Raw genomic sequence first — 21,051 nt, 5'->3', positions numbered from 1 at the left:
AAGAAGGAGGTCAAAACATCGTGAGCTTCCTTGTGGCAGAACAAATAGAACATCATTATTTTTCCCCTTCATCAGTCAAAATCGCCTTGAAGGATGTATCTTTTACTGTAAATGAAGGTGAGTTTATTTCACTGATCGGGCCATCCGGCTGCGGAAAAACAACACTGCTTTCCATTGTTTCGGGACTGTTAAAACCGACAACCGGAGATGTAAAGATTGATGGCAAGCCACCGGAATCGCAAAAAAGCAGCATCGGTTATATGCTGCAGCAAGATTACTTATTTCCTTGGAAAACAATCGAGGACAACACGTTAATCGGACTAAAACTTAACGGGAAGCTCAATCGTGAAACGAAAGAAAATGCCATTCGTTTTTTAAGGCAGATCGGACTAGGTGATGTGGAAAAATCCTATCCCCGCCAGCTTTCCGGAGGAATGCGCCAAAGGGCGGCATTGGCTCGAACCATGGCAGTCCAGCCTAAACTGCTGCTTCTGGATGAACCATTTTCCGCACTGGACTACCAAACCAAGTTAAAGCTCGAAGATCTAGTGTTCCATATATTAAGAAGCTACCATAAAACAGCTGTTCTTGTCACACATGATATTGCCGAAGCCATTTCCATGAGCGATCGCATACTGCTTTTTGCGACGAATCCGGGACGGCTTCATAAAGTATTTCACGTCCCAGAGGAACTCCGAAACGCCAGTCCTTTCGAATCCAGGACGAAAGATGCTCACCATGAATTATTCGGAACCATATGGAAGGAGTTGGAATCCCTTGAAAAAGAAGTCCGTTGATCCTTTCCTCCTTCATGAGCAATACAAACAGCAGATTGTGATTGAAAAGCGCTGGATTCGTTTTTACCAATCTCTCATTCTGGCCGCCTTTTTCATTGTTTGGGAGGCAGGGAGTCGCAACCAATGGCTGGACCCGCTTATTTTCAGCTATCCCTCCAAAGTGTGGGCGCTGCTGATAGAACGAATCGCCGACGGTTCTCTATTTTCACATGTGGGAGTCACAGTGTTCGAGACGGTACTCGGCTTTATTTTGGGCACTTTTCTGGGAACCATTCTGGCTGCTATTTTATGGTGGTCCCCATTTCTTTCAAAGGTGCTTGATCCATACCTCGTTATCTTAAACGCGATGCCAAAGGTGGCGCTGGGACCGATCCTGATCGTCGGTCTTGGTCCCGGATTTACATCGATCATTGCGATGGGGGCGATCATATCCATCATTATTACGACAATCGTTGTCTATACGGCATTTCGGGATGTCGACGAAAACTATTTAACAGTACTCCGGACATTTGGCGCCGGTAAGAGACATATTTTTCAAGAGGCGGTTTTGCCCGCATCCTTTCCAACGATTATTTCAACATTAAAAGTCAATGTCGGTCTTTCCTGGGTCGGTGTCATTGTCGGTGAGTTTCTCGTTTCGGCAAAAGGTCTCGGGTATATGATTGTTTACGGGTTTCAAGTATTCAATTTTACGCTCGTCATGCTTGCTCTCTTGCTCATTGTCATTTTTGCCACAATCATGTATATGCTTGTTGAATTGCTGGAAAAAAAGCTCCTTAAAGATCACCGTTAAGGGGGACATCTAAAAAGCCCCAACACGGGACTGTCCGGAAAGTCCATAAATACCGATTTCTGTGACAGCCCCGTCAGTTTCTCACCGTACTGTCAGAGGTATCATCTTTTTATAAAAGCTATCCGCCATAATAGAGTCTTTTCCTGTATGAAACTTGTTGAAAGCCTTTGAAAAGGTTTCCATTTTTTTGAAAAAGACACTCGTCTGTTTGTAATTCACCTTCCACAAGCCCCATCTGTCAATGGATAATATTTAAACAGGCGTCATTCTGGCAATTTTCTAGACTACAAGACGATAGAGAGTTTTTAACATTCCATCACCTATTCAGAAAAGATTGATCATCATTAAATAGCGATTTTGTTTTTCTTGTTTTAACCTCATCGAACCAAAAAAAGTGCTGCCTTTTTGCGTGAGAGCTTGGGATTTTGAAATCATTTCAGTTGTTGTATTCGAACACCATTTCGTAGAAGTGATGACTTCCAGATTAAACTATTTATCAAATTTGAATTATTTGATTCTTTAAAATAAATAGGTATAATATACTGTTAAATAAATATTTTTATATTTTTTAAAATTGATAGATTTCTGCTAGACGGTGGTTACCATTCGAAGATCATAAAAAAACGCTTAGCGCTACCCAATGAAACGGGAGGGATTCATATGAGCGATCGTTTATTAGAAATTAAAGATCTAACAACCTCTTTCAGAATAAAAGATCAATATTACGCCGCGGTCGATCATGTCTCTTTATCGGTCAATAAAAATGAGACGCTGGCGATTGTAGGTGAGTCGGGTTCCGGAAAAAGTGCTTTAGCATTCTCCATCATGCGCTTGCATAATCGCGCTAAAATAGAAGGCCATATTTACTTTCATGGCCAAGACATCATGAATTTACCGATTGGGAAGTTAAATAAGTTGCGTGGTAATGATATGGCGATGATTTTTCAAGACCCATTAGCCGCTTTAAATCCACTGATGACAATTGGAGACCAAATTGGTGAAGCATTATTGCTTCACAATAAACAACTATCCAAGCAAGAACGACAAAGTAAGGTAGTTCATTTACTCAAACAAGTCGGTATACCCAGACCGGAGTATACATGTGAGCAATATCCCCATCAACTGTCAGGAGGCATGCGGCAACGGGTTGTGATTGCCATTTCTATTGCCAATAAACCAAAACTACTCATTGCCGATGAGCCCACAACAGCTTTAGATGTCACTATTCAAGCGCAAATATTACGGTTAATCAATGATTTAAAAAACAAAATGGGAACGGGGGTCATTTTAATCACCCATGATTTAGGGGTGGTTGCAGAGATGGCAGATCGCGTAGCAGTCATGTATGCGGGGCAAGTCGTTGAAGTGGCAAATGTTCACACTTTGTTTAACAAGCCGTTACACCCCTATACCAGATCGCTATTAAACTCCATACCAAGTACTGATCAAATAAAAGATAAGCTTCATGTGATTCAAGGAATTGTCCCTTCTTTACAAAAAATGCCGCGCGAAGGGTGTCGATTTTCCGCCCGGATTCCGTGGATAGATAAAACAGCACATGAATCGCATCCGGAATTGCGTCAAGTAGCTCCTGGCCATTTTGTCCGCTGTACATGTTATCAGCACTTTTATTTTCCGGATGAAATCGACAAGGAGGTAAATGCATATGGCTCTTTTAGAGGTTGAAGACTTGAAAGTCCACTTTCCCATTCGTGGAGGCATTTTAAATCGTAAAATTGGTGAGATCAAAGCTGTAGACGGGGTTTCATTTTCAATTGAAGAAGGCAAGACTTACGGGCTTGTAGGGGAATCAGGTTCAGGAAAAACGACCTTAGGCCGGGCGATTATTGGTTTAACCCATGTGACTGAAGGAAAAATCCGATTTTCGGATGTCGATTTAACAAATGTAAAGTCAAACAGAAAAGAGATTCGAAAAGAGGTTCAAATGATTTTTCAAGATCCTTACTCCTCATTAAATCCCAAAAAAAGAGTACTCGATATTGTTGCAGAACCGCTGCGCAACTTCAAAACATTATCAAAAACAGAAGAAAGAAAAAAAGTGCAAGAATTACTGGAACAAGTTGGTTTAACGGCGGAAAATATGTATAAATATCCACATCAATTTTCAGGAGGACAGCGCCAGCGAATTGGCATTGCCCGAGCAATCGCCTTAAAGCCGAAATTAATTATAGCGGATGAGCCGGTATCTGCTCTTGATGTATCGGTTCAAGCTCAAGTTTTAAATTTCCTAAAGGATATCCAAAAGGATTTACATTTGACGTATCTTTTTATTAGCCATGATTTAGGTATTGTCAAACATATGTGTGATCAAATCGGCATCATGTACAAAGGAAGGTTTGTCGAGCAAGGTTCTAGAGATGATATTTTCAATAATCCGCAACATATCTATACGAAACGCCTTATTGCCGCAATTCCGGATATTGATCCTTCTAATCGAGAAAAACAGCAGAAATGGCGCGATAAAGTAGAGAAAGAATATAACAGACATTATGACGATTATTTTGATCATGAAGGGATGGCTTACGGCTTACGGAGTATATCCAATACACATTTAGTCGCGTTGCCAGAGAAAGGTGATAACAATGTGGAAATTTATTGTTAGACGACTGTTGATTACCATGCCGCAAATCATTTTGTTGAGTGTATTGGTCTTTATTATGGCGCAAATGATGCCTGGAGATGCCTTATCAGGTTTAATCGATCCGAATATTGATCCGGCTGCGATCGAAGAACAACGGGAAAAATTAGGGCTTAATAATCCTTGGTATGTGCAATATGCTGATTGGGTTACCTCAGCTTTGCAAGGAGATTTAGGGCAATCTTTCCGTTTTAAAATGCCGGTTGAAGAACTGATAGGAGAGCGGCTTGTTAATACCTTTTGGCTTTCTTTGGTAACGTTAATTTTCACTTATATGATAGCGCTTCCTCTTGGTATTATAAGCGGTCGTTATCATGATACTTTACGCGATCAATTAATCTCCGGGTATACGTATATCGGGTTTGCCACACCGTTGTTTATTTTCGCGCTTGTCATGTTGTGGGTTTTTGGATATACACTTGGCTGGTTTCCTACAGGGGGGAGCGTTACACCGGGGTTAGAACCCGGGTCATTCGCCTATATCATGAGCAAGTTTAACCATATGCTGTTGCCAGCTTTGTCAATGGCGCTCATTACTACTGTAAGTACAGTCCAATATTTGCGAAGTGAAATTATTGATACGAAGCAAAAAGACTTCGTCATCACGGCGCGAGCAAAAGGCGCTTCGGAGTCCCGGGTTTATAACAAGCATATTTTGCGAAATTCTATTCTGCCGATAGCAGCATTTTTAGGCTTTGAGATTACGGGCTTAATTGGCGGAACCATTTTTATTGAGACGATTTACAGTTATCCGGGAATGGGACTCTTATTTATGGAATCTATCTTACAACGCGACTATAGTGTGGTAACATCTGTTGTCTTATTATTAGGCATTGCTTCTATTTTAGGGGCGTTACTATCAGATATTATTTTAAGTTTAGTCGACCCCAGAATACGGATCAAGTAAGTTTATTCTGATAGGCATGGAGGTGATACCTGTTGGAACAAGTAAATGTTGAAACGATGAATACAGGGACGGAACAAGCTCCTGATATGTTGCAAATTATTTGGCGAGAAATCGTCCGCGATAAAATCGCGCTTTTTTCACTACTATTTCTTGTGATCATTACAGCATTTGTCTATGGTATTTCTTTATTTTTAAATCAAGCAGAAATTGTTAAAGTTGATTTATTTGCCATTAACGAGCCTCCGTCTTCCGAATATTGGCTCGGAACCGATTATGGCGGGCGGGATATTTTTGGCCAGCTTATTATCGGAACACGCAACTCTTTATCCATCGCTTTACTAGTTACATTAATGACAGGAATGATTGGCATTATTTACGGATTGGTTTCCGGCTATTACGGTGGAACAATCGACAATATCATGATGCGAATTGTTGATTTCTTCTTAATCTTACCTTTTTTAATGATTGTTATTGTATTTGTAGCGATTGTGCCCAAATACAGCATATGGTCATTTTCTTTCATTATGACAGCCTTTTTATGGATGGGAAAAGCTCGTCTAATCCGTTCAAAAGCATTGCAAGAAAGAGAGTTGGACTATGCCCAAGCTTCCAAAACATTAGGTACACCAGATTGGAAGATTATGTTTACGCAAATACTGCCTAACTTAAGTTCCATTATTATTGTCACCATGACATTAAACTTAGCTGCCAATATCGGTTTGGAATCCGGGCTATCCTTTTTAGGATTTGGGTTTCCTGAATCGACTCCAAGCTTGGGGACATTGTTGGGATATGCGCGCAATCCGCAAACATTGGAGCTCAGATGGTGGGTTTGGCTGCCGGCTGCGGCAATGATTTTTCTACTAATGTTGGCTGTTCGCAATGTTGGAGAAGCTTTAAAGCGCGCGACGGATGCCAGACAACGCAGGGGGTGATAAATAAACACGGCATTTTTTAAGCTACTTACATCATATAATGATGGTAAGGATGAAGTCACCATGGCAGAAATGAAAAAAGGGGAGGTTCATTGAATGAGCAGTAAAAGAAAATGGCGCCGCATGCTATATGCATGTACGCTTGGGCTGCTGCTTGCTTTGGCGGCATGCAGCGGTAAAAAGGACAGTATGGCAGATGAGTCTGGTGATAAGAAGACAGAAAAAGAGAGTAAACAGGTATATTCCATTGATGATTTTAAACTGGAGAAGACAAACAAAGGAAAAGCCATAGATGGTGGGCATTTTAAATACGGCATCGTTTATGATACACCTTTTGAGGGAATCTTAAATTATAATTTTTCCTCAGGGGTACCTGATGGAGAGATTATTGATTGGTTTTATGGTGGGTTACTAAATGCTGATAAAAATCATAATATAACGCAAGATGGCGCCGCAACATTTGAAGTAGATGAAAGTGGCAGAGTGTTTACCTTTAAGATTCGGGATAATGTCAATTGGCATGATGGCAAACCGGTAACCGCCGAGGATTGGGCATTTGCTCATGAAGTGATTGGACATCCTGATTACACGGGGGTCCGGTATAATGATGATTTTATTAATATTGAAGGAATGGAAGAGTATCATAGCGGGAAAGCCGACTCTATTTCAGGGATTGAAGTGCTTGATGACAAAACTTTAAGAATAACGTATAAAAAAGCATCCCCTTCTTTATTAAGTGGCGGTGTTTGGAGTCGGCCTTTAGCGAAGCATATCTTTAAAGATATTCCGGTAGCCAAAATGGAGGAATCCGACGCGGTGCGGAAAAATCCGATTGGCTTCGGCCCGTTTAAAATAGAAAGCATTACCCCGGGAGAAGCTGTAGTGATGACAAAAAACGAAGATTATTGGGAGGGAGAACCAAAATTAGATAAGGTGACGCTTAAAATCATTAACCCTAAAACGGTCGTCCAAGCATTAAAAACAGGTGAAGTGGATACAGTTGATAGTTTTCCAGCCGATCAATACCCGGATAATGCGCAGATGTCTAATGTTGAATTTTTAGGCAATATCGAAATGTCTTACACTTATATTGGTTTTAAATTAGGAACATGGGATAAAGAAAAGAAAGAAGTAAAGCCTGACCCAAAGAAGAAAATGGCCGATGTGAATTTGCGTAAAGCGATGTGGCACGCAATTGATAACGACGCAGTAGGGAAACAGTTTTATCACGGGTTACGCTGGAGAGCGAACACCTTAATCCCACCATCACATCCAACTTTTCATGATAAAGATAACCCGGGATTAACATATGACCCGGAAAAAGCAAAGAAAATCTTGGATGAGGCCGGTTATAAGGATGTCGATGGGGATGGCATGCGCGAAGATCCGCAAGGAAAAGAACTGGTGATTAACTTTGCGTCCATGTCTGGTGGAGATGTGGCTGAACCGCTTGCTAATTTCTATATTCAAGCTTGGAAAAACGTTGGCTTACATGTTCAATTGTTAGACGGTCGTTTGCACGAATTTAACTCCTTTTATGATCGAGTCGGAAACACGGGAGAAGATGATCCGGCGATTGATATCTACATGGCGGCATGGAGTGTAGCAACAGATGTCAATCCTGCTGGTACCTATGGCCGCAAAGCATTGTTTAACTTTCCACGTTATGCAAGTGAAGAAAATGATAGGTTGTTAGATGAAGGAGCATCCGAAAAAGCGATGGATCAGGAGTATCGTCAGGAAGTGTATAAAGAATGGCAACAGTTAATGGTAGATGAAGTTCCCGTTATCCCAACGCTTTATCGCGCTGAAATCACGCCTGTTAATAATCGCGTGTTAAACTATACCGTAGAGTATTATGGCTTAGACCGGCATGAAATTGCGGTAACCCAGGAAGAACCAATCAAAGAAAAATAATAGCTGTTACACGGCTGTTTTGCATGAATAAAATGTGTTAAACGGCTTGATCCCTGTATTCTAGAGGGCATTAAGCCGTTTAATCTTTTTTGATCGCCGATACGTAAAGGTTTGTCAAATAAAGTGTGTAAGTCCTCTTTATTCAAGGCAGACTGGCGGTGCTCTTTTCCATTTTTGTTGTATGCATCACTTCTGGAAATCAGTGTTATGATCAGTTTTTTGTCAACCCATTCAAAAAGCTTTTGCTTCAAGAATAATTCTATGATATCGAGTAATGTATTTTCTGCTGTTGAAAAGGGGCTTCCTTTTTTCTAAACGAAGGTCCTTTTGTATGGTGTACTCGTTATTTCGGATTGGTCTTAACATTTCGGAAATGTTTGTGGTTAGAATGTCCAGAAAATCAGGTGTTACTGACTTTCTGGACAGCATCTTTTCAATGCTTCTTCTACGACTCGGTCTTTCATGATAAAACTGAATTCCTCACCATGTACTTTCGCAAGCAAATCGCCCTGGACGAAAACGGGGCCTTTTGTTTCATGATAATGATTCTTTTTTTCCAGTTTGAGTATGTTTGCCAAAACAATCGCTTTGACAAATGATGCGCCAGTTTTTTCTTCCACCAAATATTCTCCGACATATGCTTGGATGTTCGCAACAGCCCCGGTTTCTTCATAGATCTCCCTGATGGCTGCATCTTCAACGGATTCCCCCTTTTCCAATTTACCGCCGGGGAATTCCAAACCTCTTGCGGGATGGTTTGTTAACAGCCATTCATCTCGGTATCGGCAAATCGCCAAAACATGGCCTGAACTTTGTTGAAAGGCGTTTTTTTGAAAAGCGAGCGTTACACGCTTTCCTTTTTGATCAAAAAACTGTATGCTCATGTGAGATCATCCTTTAATTGGTTATCGAACCAATTATAAAGAAAAGGAGTCACATGTCAATCACTTTTAAACCCGTCCAAAATGCCAAGGCTTTTGACATGTTGCTTTGCTTCGGCATCTCCCAGTTCGTAAATCATCGTAAAAATTTTGTGCAGACTTTCATCATGGGCATCATTAGTCGGGTCGTGAGAATACTCAACAAATGGAACATGCGTGCGAAGGAAATCACCTATGCTGTTATCCTGCATCATATCAAATACTGCGCGCATCTCTGTTATTTCTTCATCGGTGGCTTCAATTTTAAATTCCCATGGGGACGCGTTCGGAACCCTCATAATTTCGCCGGCTCCAACGGAGATATAGTAAGTTTTCTTTTCCTCGTTCACTGTTATGACTCCTTCAACCAATTGTTTATGCATATTTTGCCTTGCACAATCTTATTTTATTCTTAATAATGGGATTAATAGTGACTCTGATTTATTACTTCAATTATGGGTATATATAAAAGGAGCAGCGTATTCTGAAAGGGGGTTGATCAAAATGAAACTGATTGATGAGTTATTTGAATTATACCGGGATAAATTAACCGGAGAGGAAGAAGATTTAGACATGATTACTTTTGCCGTTTTGGAAGGGTATGATCACGAAGATCTGTTGGAAATTGTAAAAGAAATGGACGAATATGAGTTGCAATATTTTATCAGGCTGTACTTGCTTGAAACACTAAAAGGTAAATTCGCCCAATTGGAAGGAAAGAAAGAAGATTCTTCATCTTATTATAGACCATTGCATTAATACATACATTTTCAAAGAAACAAATTGGCGCATGCTACGTTAGCTATGCGCCTTTATTCGTTTGAGAAGAAGTCCTTTTCAGCTGCTTGCAAATAGTAAGGTAAGGTGCTCAACTAGTGTGTCTTGCTATTTCTAACGATGCTTGAAATTTTCAGGTTAGAGTCAGGGATTGCTTGAGCGCCTACTTTCACCCAGACATCCCTTGGGAGCACCGAGAATCCCTATTCAATCCCTCAACCACGCGTCCATCGTCACACTTGCAGCATTTGGCATCCATCCCCTCTTGTTGATTGAAAAAAATGATATATGAAGAACTTGCCTTCCCCAAAAATGCCTTATTTATCCATATAGATTATTTCCCCAGCATGAGACGATGATTATGAAACATTTTCAGGGCAATCGGAAATAGTAAGCCGATGATAACAACATAACATCCCACAGCGATCAAAAATGCCGCAACGGTCAATTGGCCGGTAAATGCATCGCGGACAAATATAAACAGATTCATGAACGGGATGGAATATAAAGCAAGATTTAACGATTCGTTTGTAAAGAACATGAACAGCATTGGAAGCGTCATCAGACCCATAACCGGCGTAATATAATATCCGGCTTCCTTTACCGATTTGGCCAGCATACTTAAAATCATTTCAACCTCCGCCATGAAAATGGAGAACAGAACGATGATGACAACGCTCATGGAAACAAATAACAGTGGATGCTCCAGCGCGCCCAGCCCTTTTTTAAGTTCCGTTGTAAAATTCATGAGTAGGCTGAGCAGCCCAATGCACAGCAAGCCCGTAAAAATGCCCAGGAGTGATATAGTCAGCCATTTTGCCAATAAAATTTTTATCGGTTTTACAGGCGTTATGAGCAATGCTTCAATTGTTTTCTTTTCCTTTTCTCCCGCAAACAGCTCGGTGGCGGATGGATAAGAACCGTTTGCGATCGCTATCGGAATGAGTAAAGGAATCAAAATGGTCAACATAAATGAGGCGATCGCATCATCTTCATCTTTCGTTGTCTTCGTTTTTATTTGAAAGACTTCAAGCACAGACGGATCCAGTTGCTGTTCTTTCAAACGAAGTTGAACGGTCTCATTTTGCCAGTTGGAAAAAACGGTCTGTACAAGACTGAAGGCGTTTGATGACTCCTGGCTCCCGGGATCAAAGTAAATATGTACAGGGATTTTCTCTTGCTTTTTTAGCTTTTCGTTCCAAGCGAAATCGATCGAAATCCCGATCTGGGCCTCTTTCTCTTCAACCGCTTTTTGCACATCTGCATATTCCTTGATTGTCGCATCAGGCAAATACGTTTCTAACTGATCGATGAATTCTCGGTCCGCTGCTTTCTCAACACCGACTTGGAAGCTTTTATCACTGTGGGAGGTCAAGATTTTATCATAAAAGATCGTTAATGCCATCATCATCAATAAGGGCAGCAAAACAAGCAGAGTAATGCTCCTTTTATCGCGAAGTACATCTTTCATCTCTTTTAAAAATATCGTTTTAAACATATAAATCACCCCTAACTACTTTTGAAGTGAATAAATAATTCAGATCCCTGCTGTTTTCTGCTTCATATAACTCTTCCAATCCACCTTCATATACAATCTGTCCTTTGTGCATCATAATAACATCCTCGCAAAGATGGGCGATTTCATCCATAATATGAGTAGAAAAAACAATCGTTTTCCCCGCACTCTTAAACTGATAAATAAATTCACGAAAAATATTGGAAGAAGTAATATCCAGGCCCGTCGTTGGTTCATCAAATAAAATAATATCCGGATCATGAATTAGTGTGCGGGCAATCGCCACTTTTTGTTTCATGCCCTTTGAGAAGCCTTCCACTTTTCTATCCATATATTTGCGCATGCCAAAGCGTTTCGCCAGCGTCTCTATTCTGTTTTTAATATCATGTTGCGTCATGCCGTAAAGATTCCCAAAATACTCCAGATTTTCTTTGGCTGTCAAGCGGTTATACAAGCCGGTTTCCGATCCAAACAAAACACCGAGTCGGCGTCTCACTTTTTCTTTATGATGAAAGATATTTTCACCATCAATCGAGATGGTTCCTTCATCCGGTTCAATCAGCGTACAAAGCATGCGCAATAACGTTGTTTTTCCCGCGCCATTTTCCCCGATCAAACCTGTCACATGCCCTTTTCGTATTTGCAACGATACATAATCAACCGCTTTTATCACTTGCTTTTTATCTTTAAATTGTTTTGAGACATGCGCTACTTGAATCATTTTCACTCATCTCCTTTTTGCACTCAATCTTATTGTATATCGATAAGGAGACTCCGTCTGCCATCATGTCGCGAAGGGGGAGTTATATGTCGCAAAAAGAGCGAAGTATGGATTACTTGGCCTGTCCCTACATGATTTTCCTGAATATTGCTGAGAATTGCTTTATAATAATACATAGATTTTTCAAAGGAGCTTTTCAGATGCGGGTTGGAATCGTCGATGATAGATTCATTGATCTCGAAAAAATAAAGTTTATATTGGAGCCGATAGATGACGTTGAGATTGTCTTTGCCACAACCGATTCCGAAGAAGCCTACTTGGAAATTCAAAAAAACAAGATCGACCTCTTAATAGCCGATATCGAAATGCCGGGCATTTCGGGATATGAACTGGCAGACTTTATCCAAATGCATGGACTGCTGATCACGGTCATCTTTGTGACAGCCAAGAGCGGTTACGCCGTTCATGCTTTTGAACTGAATGTCCATGATTATATTTTGAAACCGTATAAAAAAGAGCGTCTGCTACAGGCATTGGATAAATATCGGGAAAAGCAGCACTCCGGAAATCTTACGGGCAGGCTTGTCCTAAAGCAAAAAGGACGCATTGAATTGATTCCCAAAAAAGACATCATCTTTGTTGAACGAACAGGACGCACCACAACAATCCATACCAGTAACGATACTTTTATCACATATATGACGATCACGGAGCTGGAGGGGAGTCTTAGGGAACACCAATTTATCCGTTCCCACCGTTCCTTTATCATTAATCTTCATTATGTAAAAAGCTTTTCGGTTTATACAAAAAAATCATACAGTGTATCATTTGAAGGTACAAAAAACATCGCCATGTTAACGAAAGAAAAAATGGATTACTTGCAAAAGTATTATTTTTGAGGTGAAAAGGTGGAATTATTCATACTTCTGATTCCATGGGTTTTGGCGGTCGGATGGATGTTCTGGACGAAACATCTGATGATCGCTGCTCTATTATGCATCGGGGCACTTTTACATATTCCGCTTGCGAAAAAAGGCCCTGCTCCATTTTTATGGCTTGTCATGTCCGCTTTATTGCAATTATGCTGGATTGCCGCGGCATTTTTCACGGACACGCCCTTTTTAATGCTCGGAATGATTGCGCAGCTTATTGCGTTATTGGTGATGATGCAAACGGTTCGGGAAGAAAAACAAAGAAGAATGGCCATGGCTGCAAACTTTGAACAACAAAAAGCCTTATTATATGAATTAAGAAGACAACGGCACGATCTTCAAAAGCATGCAGCGGCCCTATTGCATCATGACGGGGAATCCGGGGCAATATCAGCCTATAAGGCTGATGTACATTCCCGCTATATCGAATTGGATCAAATCATTCGCGGTGAATCCAATGTCATCGCGGGCATTTTATACTCATATCTTGAACAAGCAAAGGAACAGGAAGTTTTCTTGGACTATCACATCCAACACCCTTTATCGGGATTGCCGCTCTCTGAATTCGAATGTGTCTCATTTTTAGGAAATATGTTGGAAAATGCTATTGAAGCCGCAGCCGAATTTGGAAAAAATAAGGAGAAACCGGGTAAAGTGTGCCTAATATGCCGAAGACAGAGCGGTATCTGAATCATTCATTGCCAAAACGATACCCTGCCCCTTCCCGAACACATAATCGAACGAATGTTTACGAACAAAGCAACAACTACAAAAGCGGGACATCACGAAGGAATCGGAACGCGGGAAATCAATAGAATCGTCAATAAATACCGTGGAGTGCTCGATTTTTCCGTGATTCAAAATCAATTTACATTAAAAATAAAAATCCCGGATATTAGAGAAAACAAGCGAAACGCATCTAAATCTTCAATGGATTAAAGGGATTATCCAAAAAAGATCATTCCTTTAAAAAGATTTTTAATAAAGAGAACATATCCAAAGACCGACAAATTGCCTGATTGCCCCCTTTTCTTAAATGCGATTCCGCCCCTCTTTGCGGGTTTATTCAGTTGGAAGGGATCATCAACCGGAAGTAATGCCAGTTTTATGTTTTCCTCTCTTTGACGGGGATGATCAACCGGGGGGATGAACAGATTTGCAACTTCCTCTCTTGGGCGGGGACGATCAGCCGGGGGGGATGAACAGGTTTGCGACTTCCTCTCTTGGGCGGGGACGATCAACCGGGGGGATGAACAGGTTTGCGACTTCCTCTCTTGAGCGGGGACGATCAACCGGGGGGGGATGAACAGGTTTGCGACTTCCTCTCTTGGTTCCGAATGATGATGGGCTTTCGTTTTACTCCCTTGAATAGCGCGGAATGGTGACCGGCATTTGGGCTTCTTTCCATCATTGGGTCACGGATAAATCGGGAAGATGTCCGTTCTTTCGATTACCTCCATTTACAGACAATCCAATCCTACAAATGCAAAATCAGTCGGAAGAAAAATGTTTTTTTCTTCCGACTGATTAGTTTTGAGGGCTTTTTTGACAGGCCCTTCTTCGTCATGTTCATTTATTCTTTTTCTGTTCTTACAACAAGGACATCACATTCAGCGTGGCGGGTAATGTGTTCGGAAACGCTGCCAAGAAACATTCTTTCCACCGCATTCACCCCGGTGGCTCCACAAATAATGAGGTCGGAACCAGTTTTTTTTGCAGCCTTCTTCGTGATAACCACCTTTGGCGAGCCTTCCTCAACGAGCGTTTCGACCTTTTCAATCCCTTTGTCTTTTGCTTCCTGTACGTAGCCATCTAAAAGCTCCTTGGCACGATTTATGGCTTTTTCGGTAAAATGTATATCATACATTTGAATACCGCGATATTGGCTTGTATCTACCACATGAACAAGGTGCAACGTTGCATCATGTCTCTTTGCAACCTCAACCCCTTTTCGAAAAGCCCATTCCGCAGGCTCCGAACCGTCCACTGCTACAAGAATATGGCGATAACACATCTCCATATGTACAACCCCTTTTTATTATATTATCTCTATTAAACTATTTTATTCGTTTAATAGCCAGAAAAATATAGAAACCCGCGATTGATGAGCTATTTTGATCCATACAAATCTTACTGCTCTATCATTCACGGTCATTTCGGCCCCTCTGCCGATTATTTTACAGAACCTTGAGAAATAGGGGTCATTCATGATACGAATGGTGGAGAAAAACGCTAAAGAACACAAGAGATACCATGAAAAATGAAACGGCTTCAGTCCCTGAAAATATAGAGATCTAAAGCCGTTTATTTCCGCTGTCTACTTGGCAGGGGGCCGCTTACTTTTCTCCTAGACAGGTAACCTGCCTGAACAAAATATTGACACTCTCGACCATAGCGGTCATTTTCAAAAACACCTAAGAAACCGCAATGATGATATCTTCACCTGGAGAAACGGACGAAAATCCCTCCTTCGTTTCAAAGCGGTTAACCATATTGTAACTTGCGCTATTTCGTTTACTGCCATTCCATCTCAGGCAGATATTCACGACCATCATTGACGGGTTCCTATCTGTGTTCTTTTCCTCTTATGACCTTCTTTTGACAAGGAGGTATATAGTTTCACCTGCCCAATACTCCACCGTCTACAGGAATTAACGTTCCTGTCACATAGTCAGAAGCCGAAGAAGCTAAAAATAAGGCAGGACCAACAACATCTTCAGGTGTGCCCCATCTTTTAGCAGGGATTCTAGCGTCTACTTGCACTCTTCGTTCTACATCATTCACGAGATCATTATTCATTGTTGTTAACATATAGCCTGGTGCAATTGCATTCACTTGGATCCCGTAACACGCCCATTCATTCGATAACGATTTTGTCATTTGCAAAATAGCACCCTTGCTGGTCGAATAAGCTGCTGCATGAAAGCCGCCCAACACCGAGAGAATCGATCCCATATTCATAATTTTTCCCGATCCTTGCTTTTTCATTTCAATCGCAGCTAATCTGGATAATTCGAAAACCGAAGTTACATTAAGCCCCAAAATTCTGTTCCAACTCTCAAGCGAAAACTCAAAAGCCGGCTTTCTCTCTATTAAACCGGCACTGTTAATTAAAATATCAACAGTTCCGCCTAAATGTTCTAAAGCCTTTTTAAATGATTCTCTGAGGCTTTCTATATGTAACAAGTCTCCCTTTACAGCATGAATTGTTGAGCCATCGTTACCTATTTTCTCGGCAATATTGAGTATTTCATGCGAAATATCAATCACCGCAATTTCAACACCCTCGTTATGAAAAGCTTTTACCAATGAAAAGCCCAGTCCTTGAGCACCACCGGTAATAATTGCTTTTTTTCCTTTTACATCAAACATAGAATGCCCTTCTTTCTATCATTAAGAATGAATTCCTTTTCCAATCAATGCGTTCGCGGATTCCATCAATGCCTCAGAGAAGGATGGATGAGGCTGTACCATTTCAGCCAGCTCATCAACTGTTCCTTCCAAAAACATATAGGCAGAAGATTGGCTGATCATTTCGGTCACATGAGCACCGACCATGACAACTCCTAAGATTTCCCCATATTTTTCATCAATCATCACTTTGGAAAAACCATCTGTGTCTCCCGCCGCCAAAGCTTTGCCGTTTCCAGAAAAAGAATATTTATGCGCTTTATATTGAATCCCTTTTTCTTTTAGATCGGATTCACTCATTCCTACACTGGCTACTTGCGGATTTGTATAAATACAGCGTGGCATGACTGTATAATTCATTTTTACTTTATTGCCATCCAAATTTTCAACGGCGGTTACCCCTTCTGCACTGGCTACATGAGCCAATTGCATTCTTCCAATCACATCTCCAATGGCAAAATAATCCTTTTTGCTTGTTTCCAAATACTCGTTTACAGCGATGTGCCCGCCATTCATTTGAAGATTCAATTCTGCAACCGCGGACAAATTGGGGTTGCGGCCGACAGCCAACAGTATTTCATCGGCTGTTAGAGTCTCTGTTTTACCTGTTTGTGTAGTAATATTTACTGCCTTTTGCTGATCGCTTTCATAAACCGATTCTACCTGACTTTTTGTTAATACCTTTATATCCTTTTTCTTTAGACACTTCAGCAAGGCTTTTGAAGCGTCATCATCTTCAGTTGGTATAATTGTATCGCCAAGTTCAATAATCGTGACTTTCGTTTTCAAACTGGCAAAAATATTGGCAAACTCCACGCCAATGACTCCTCCACCCACGATAATAATAGACTGGGGGATATATGAAATATTGAAAATGGTATCTGTTGTTTGATAAGCAACCACATCCAGTCCATCAATGGGCGGGACGGCAGGTTGGCTTCCTGTCGCAATAATAATGTTGTGACCGCTTATTTTCTTTGATTCATTTTCCATTTGAACGGTCACTTGTTTGTCATTATGGATGGTGCCATAACCATGATAGACATCTATTTTTTGGGCACGTAATAAATGTTGAATGCCGCTTCTGAGAGTGGCGATTACCTGGTCTTTGCGCGCAAACATTTCTTCTAAGGAAAAACGCAGATTTTCTGTCTTAATTCCCCAATTGTTCGCCTTCTCAATATTCTCGATCAATTCGGCATGTTTTAACAGCGTCTTGGAAGGGATACATCCTCTGTTTAGACATGTGCCTCCCAGGTGATCCGCTTCGACAAGTGCTGTTCTTTTTCCATTTTTCGCTGCCCTGAGTGCCGCGACATATCCACCCGGCCCTCCGCCAACGATTATAACATCATACGACGTCATACTGTTACCACCTTATACGATTAATTTAAAGGGATTTTCCAATGTGTTTTTTAAATCAGTAAGAAACGCTGCTGCAGGAGCACCATCAATAATGCGATGATCAAAAGACAGACTTACGTTCATCATGGAACGAATAGCAACTTGGCCATCTACAACAACGGGTTTTTCTTGAATGCGGCCTACCCCCAAGATGGCTGAGTTTGGGGCATTAATAATCGGTGTGAATCCATCAACAGCATACATTCCCAAATTACTGACTGTAAACGTGCTTCCTCGCATATCATCAGGAGACAACCAGCCTTCACGGGCAAGCTTTCCGATATGTTTTGCCTCCTTCGTAAGAACCACCAATCCTTTTTGCTCCACATCCCGCAGAACAGGAACAACCAAACCATTCGGCACCGCCACCGCCATTCCGATATGAATGCCAGAATGGTGGACGATTTCATTTCCTTCCAGGGAAATATTAATATCTTGATGCTGTTTTAACGTATAAGCCACCGCTTTTATGACCATCTCATTATAAGAAATTCTTAGCCCTTCCATACTTTCAATAACAGGTAACAACTCCTGGCGAAGGGATACACATTTTGTCATATCTATTTCCGATAAAAGAGTGACATGAGGAGCTGTATAAGCACTTTCCGAAATTCTCTCAGCTATCACTTTGCGCATTCCTTTAAACGGAACTCGCTTAACGGCCTGACCGCCCACTGGTTGTGCTTCTTGTATAGTAGCGGAATCCAAGGAAACAAGATCATCTTTCACAATTTTCCCGCGATGCCCAGTTCCTTGTAAACCGTTGTAGTCAATCCCTTGTTCATAGGCCATTTTGTTAGCCAAAGGGGTAATTCTTTTTCTTTTTTCTGCCAAATAGTTTTCAACATCTATTTTTTGAATTCGGCCAAGCGGGCCCGAACCGGTAATATCTCTTACATTTACTTGATGATCATCTGCCAATTTTCTCGCAGCGGGCGTTCTCCTGACTTTTTCTCCAGTTTCGGCCGGCTTATCTTCAACAGTATCTTTTTCAACCGTTTTTTGCCCATCGTCCCCAGCGTACTTACTTCGGGTACTTTTTGGTTTTTCCGCAACATCTTCTATACTTTCACCAGCCTCACCAACGTAAGCAATCACCTCATGGACTTGTACGGTAGCCCCTGCATCAAATAAGGTTTTCAGTAAAACACCCGTTGTCTCCGCTTCAATTTCTAAAGTGATTTTATCTGTCTGAACTTCAGCAACGGGGTCCCCTTCTTCCACCATTTCTCCTTCTTGAACCAACCAGGCGACAATGGTTCCTTCTTCCATTGTTGCGCCCATTTTCGGCATAACCACTTCTGATGCCATGACGAGACCTCCTTTACTTATTCATTAACTTTCTGCATTCTCGAACAATATCATCTACTTGGGGAACCGCCGCTTTTTCCAATTTCAGATTATAGGGAATTGGCGTGGCAACACCTCCTAACCGTCTAATAGGGGCATCCAAGTAGTCAAAGACATCACTTTCCGCAATCATACTTGCAATCTCCGCGCCATATCCGCCTCTTTTTACAGCTTCATATACTACCAAGGCGCGACTTGTTTTCTTCACTGACTCTAAAATCGTCTTTGTATCTAACGGCACTAATGTACGGGGATCAATAATTTCCACGCTAATCCCTTCTTGTTCAAGCTGTTTGGCCGCCTCAAGCGACCTGTTGACCATAATACCGGTTGCAATAATCGTTATATCAGTTCCCCCATTCTTAATATCTGCTTCACCCAATGGAATCTCATACTCTTCTTCCGGGACTTTTCCTTTTGAATTGTAAAGAAGTTTATGTTCGTAAAATAAAACAGGGTTGTCATCTTTAAGTGCTGCTTTCATTAATCCTTTTGCATCATATGCTGTTGAAGGCTGAACCACTTTCAAGCCTGGAACATGCGCCATCCAAGCTTCCAAGCTTTGGGAATGCTGTGCGGCAAATCCCGCACCGGAGCCTCCCGGGAGCCTCACAACGATAGGTACTTTCGTTTTACCGCCAAACATATAGCGCATTTTTGCTGCTTGGTTCACAATATTGTCCATCGCAATCATGATAAAATCAGAAAACTGAATTTCTAAGATGGGCCTCATGCCTGTCATTGCGGCTCCTACTGCACAACCACTAATAGCCGCCTCGGAGATGGGGGTGTTCCTTACCCGTTCCTTTCCAAATTCTTCAACCATTCCATTTGTTACACCAAAGGCGCCTCCATAGATACCAATATCTTCTCCCATTATAAAAACGTCCGGATTTTTTCTCATTTCTTGGCTCATGGCTTCTCTAATCGCTTCCGAATATGTGATTTCTCGCATTTCTTCCGTCACCTTTCTTTTTATGCATAAATATCTGTTGTCAGGGTTTCCAAGCTGGGGTCTTGGCTGTTTTCGGCAAACTCAATTGCTTCATCCATTTGCGTCTGTACTTTTTTATCCAATTCGTTAAATTCTTCTTCTGTCAAAACGTTTTCAGCAATTAAACGCTCTTTAAATAGGGAGATGGGGTCTCTCTGTTTTTTCCACTCTTTCTCTTCATCTCTTGTTCTATATTTTCTGGCATCACTGCGAGAGTGGCCTTCCCATCTATATGTTTTGGCCTCTATTAAAGTCGGTCCCTTCCCGCTTCTTGCTCTTTCTACTGCCTTTGTTGTAGATTCCACGACTTCTATTATGTTATTTCCATCAACGATAACACCCGGAATTCCATATGCTGCTCCGCGATCTGCAATGTTTTCAATGTTTGTCATTTCTTTTACCGATCCGGACATCCCATAAAGATTGTTTTCACAAAAGAAAATAACAGGCAGATCCCACACCGAAGCCAAATTAAGGGCTTCATGAAAAGCTCCCTCGTTGGTTGCGCCATCTCCAAAAAAACATAAAACAACATATCCCAAGTCCTTCATTTTCGATGTTAGAGCTGCGCCTGTTCCTAACGGCAACCCTGCGGCCACAATCCCATTTGCCCCAAGGTTTCCAACATCCAAGTCAGCAATGTGCATCGACCCTCCTTTGCCTTTACAATATCCGCTTTCTTTTCCAAGCAGTTCAGCCATCATTTTTTTGACATCTGTCCCCTTGGCGATACTGTGCCCATGGCCGCGGTGAGTGCTTGTAATTTTATCCTCCTTCGTTAAGGGCACACACGCTCCTACCGCTGTCGCTTCTTGTCCGATGCATAAGTGCATGGTTCCATGGATTTTTCCTTGCTGATATAGCTTTTTTAAGGTCTCTTCAAATTTCCTAATGAGCATCATATCGTGTAACATGGACTTCAACTTTTCCGATGAAAAGGAAGATATGCTTGTTGATTTAGACATAAAATAACCTCCTGATTGTACATATTCCTGTCCTTCTTAATTTATTGCAATTT

General features: G+C 41.4%; 21 protein-coding genes. 11 read left to right on the top strand and 10 right to left on the bottom strand.

Annotated features, from left to right (window positions below; all coding sequences use genetic code 11):
- The first annotated feature begins 20 nt into the window (after positions 1–20).
- The 7 genes from NST31_RS16500 (at position 21) to opp4A (ending at position 8,008) form a co-directional block, all read left to right on the top strand.
- Positions 21–797 (top strand): ABC transporter ATP-binding protein, encoded by a 777-nt coding sequence (locus NST31_RS16500; RefSeq protein ID WP_339162043.1) that lies wholly within the window; start codon positions 21–23, stop codon positions 795–797.
- The gene (locus NST31_RS16495; RefSeq protein ID WP_339162042.1) at positions 778–1,590 is read left to right on the top strand and encodes an ABC transporter permease; all 813 of its coding nucleotides are present in this window, start codon (positions 778–780) and stop codon (positions 1,588–1,590) included. The genes NST31_RS16500 and NST31_RS16495 overlap by 20 nt, the downstream gene beginning before the upstream one ends.
- 660 nt (positions 1,591–2,250) lie before the next feature.
- The gene (locus NST31_RS16490; RefSeq protein WP_339162039.1) at positions 2,251–3,276 is read left to right on the top strand and encodes an ABC transporter ATP-binding protein; all 1,026 of its coding nucleotides are present in this window, start codon (positions 2,251–2,253) and stop codon (positions 3,274–3,276) included.
- On the top strand, positions 3,257–4,213 hold the full coding sequence (locus NST31_RS16485) for an ATP-binding cassette domain-containing protein (RefSeq protein ID WP_339162037.1): 957 nt from the start codon (positions 3,257–3,259) through the stop codon (positions 4,211–4,213). Before NST31_RS16490 ends, NST31_RS16485 begins: the two co-directional genes overlap by 20 nt.
- The gene (gene opp4B / locus NST31_RS16480; protein ID WP_077110916.1) at positions 4,194–5,156 is read left to right on the top strand and encodes an oligopeptide ABC transporter permease; all 963 of its coding nucleotides are present in this window, start codon (positions 4,194–4,196) and stop codon (positions 5,154–5,156) included. Before NST31_RS16485 ends, opp4B begins: the two co-directional genes overlap by 20 nt.
- A 56-nt stretch (positions 5,157–5,212) precedes the next feature.
- Positions 5,213–6,091, top strand: a complete 879-nt coding sequence (locus NST31_RS16475; RefSeq protein ID WP_205179638.1) for an ABC transporter permease — start codon at positions 5,213–5,215, stop codon at positions 6,089–6,091.
- A gap of 96 nt (positions 6,092–6,187) precedes the next feature.
- Positions 6,188–8,008, top strand: coding sequence for an oligopeptide ABC transporter substrate-binding protein (gene opp4A / locus NST31_RS16470; protein ID WP_205179613.1), 1,821 nt, complete (start codon positions 6,188–6,190; stop codon positions 8,006–8,008).
- A 407-nt stretch (positions 8,009–8,415) separates the two neighbouring features.
- Here the strand turns inward: opp4A and ytkD are convergent, their stop codons facing one another.
- Positions 8,416–8,892 (bottom strand): RNA deprotection pyrophosphohydrolase, encoded by a 477-nt coding sequence (gene ytkD / locus NST31_RS16465; protein ID WP_077110918.1) that lies wholly within the window; start codon positions 8,890–8,892, stop codon positions 8,416–8,418.
- A gap of 56 nt (positions 8,893–8,948) precedes the next feature.
- Entirely contained in the window at positions 8,949–9,311 is a 363-nt protein-coding gene (locus tag NST31_RS16460) for a hydrolase (RefSeq protein ID WP_077110920.1), read from the bottom strand.
- Positions 9,312–9,432: 121 nt separating this feature from the next.
- Here NST31_RS16460 and NST31_RS16455 point away from each other — a divergent pair, with 121 nt between their 5' ends.
- Positions 9,433–9,687: a DUF6154 family protein gene (locus NST31_RS16455; RefSeq protein ID WP_077110922.1), complete on the top strand. Its 255-nt coding sequence runs from the start codon at positions 9,433–9,435 to the stop codon at positions 9,685–9,687.
- 352 nt (positions 9,688–10,039) lie between these two features.
- Here the strand turns inward: NST31_RS16455 and NST31_RS16450 are convergent, their stop codons facing one another.
- Entirely contained in the window at positions 10,040–11,203 is a 1,164-nt protein-coding gene (locus tag NST31_RS16450; RefSeq protein ID WP_077110924.1) for an ABC transporter permease, read from the bottom strand.
- A complete protein-coding gene (locus NST31_RS16445; protein ID WP_077110925.1) occupies positions 11,196–11,942 on the bottom strand; it encodes an ATP-binding cassette domain-containing protein in 747 nt (248 codons plus the stop codon). The genes NST31_RS16450 and NST31_RS16445 overlap by 8 nt, the downstream gene beginning before the upstream one ends.
- A gap of 200 nt (positions 11,943–12,142) precedes the next feature.
- Here NST31_RS16445 and NST31_RS16440 point away from each other — a divergent pair, with 200 nt between their 5' ends.
- Genes NST31_RS16440 through NST31_RS16430 form a run of 3 tightly spaced genes read left to right on the top strand, consistent with a single transcriptional unit; the run spans position 12,143 to position 13,813 of the window.
- The gene (locus NST31_RS16440; RefSeq protein WP_339162027.1) at positions 12,143–12,841 is read left to right on the top strand and encodes a LytTR family DNA-binding domain-containing protein; all 699 of its coding nucleotides are present in this window, start codon (positions 12,143–12,145) and stop codon (positions 12,839–12,841) included.
- 9 nt (positions 12,842–12,850) lie between these two features.
- Positions 12,851–13,564, top strand: a complete 714-nt coding sequence (locus tag NST31_RS16435; RefSeq protein WP_339162026.1) for a hypothetical protein — start codon at positions 12,851–12,853, stop codon at positions 13,562–13,564.
- Complete coding sequence (locus NST31_RS16430) at positions 13,565–13,813, top strand: GHKL domain-containing protein (RefSeq protein ID WP_339165585.1); 249 nt, start codon at positions 13,565–13,567, stop codon at positions 13,811–13,813.
- A 634-nt stretch (positions 13,814–14,447) separates the two neighbouring features.
- On the opposite strand, the gene NST31_RS16425 is transcribed toward NST31_RS16430, so the two are convergent.
- The 6 genes from NST31_RS16425 to NST31_RS16400 all read right to left on the bottom strand — a co-directional run bounded on the left by NST31_RS16425 (position 14,448) and on the right by NST31_RS16400 (position 20,947).
- Positions 14,448–14,894, bottom strand: coding sequence for a universal stress protein (locus tag NST31_RS16425; protein ID WP_339162025.1), 447 nt, complete (start codon positions 14,892–14,894; stop codon positions 14,448–14,450).
- 599 nt (positions 14,895–15,493) lie between these two features.
- Positions 15,494–16,246, bottom strand: coding sequence for an SDR family oxidoreductase (locus NST31_RS16420; protein ID WP_077110932.1), 753 nt, complete (start codon positions 16,244–16,246; stop codon positions 15,494–15,496).
- Between the two features lie 21 nt (positions 16,247–16,267).
- Complete coding sequence (lpdA, locus tag NST31_RS16415) at positions 16,268–17,650, bottom strand: dihydrolipoyl dehydrogenase (RefSeq protein ID WP_077110933.1); 1,383 nt, start codon at positions 17,648–17,650, stop codon at positions 16,268–16,270.
- Positions 17,651–17,662: 12 nt separating this feature from the next.
- Positions 17,663–19,000, bottom strand: coding sequence for a dihydrolipoamide acetyltransferase family protein (locus tag NST31_RS16410; protein ID WP_339162022.1), 1,338 nt, complete (start codon positions 18,998–19,000; stop codon positions 17,663–17,665).
- 13 nt (positions 19,001–19,013) lie between these two features.
- Positions 19,014–19,994, bottom strand: a complete 981-nt coding sequence (locus NST31_RS16405; protein ID WP_339162020.1) for an alpha-ketoacid dehydrogenase subunit beta — start codon at positions 19,992–19,994, stop codon at positions 19,014–19,016.
- A 20-nt stretch (positions 19,995–20,014) separates the two neighbouring features.
- Complete coding sequence (locus NST31_RS16400; RefSeq protein ID WP_321189664.1) at positions 20,015–20,947, bottom strand: thiamine pyrophosphate-dependent dehydrogenase E1 component subunit alpha; 933 nt, start codon at positions 20,945–20,947, stop codon at positions 20,015–20,017.
- Between the last annotated feature and the right edge of the window lie 104 nt (positions 20,948–21,051).

Origin of the sequence: Siminovitchia sp. FSL W7-1587, from assembly GCF_037963795.1 — a bacterium.
Classification (GTDB): domain Bacteria; phylum Bacillota; class Bacilli; order Bacillales; family Bacillaceae_C; genus Siminovitchia; species Siminovitchia thermophila.
The sequence above is the reverse complement of the archived record's forward strand: the minus strand, read 5'-3'. Positions and strand labels throughout refer to the sequence as shown.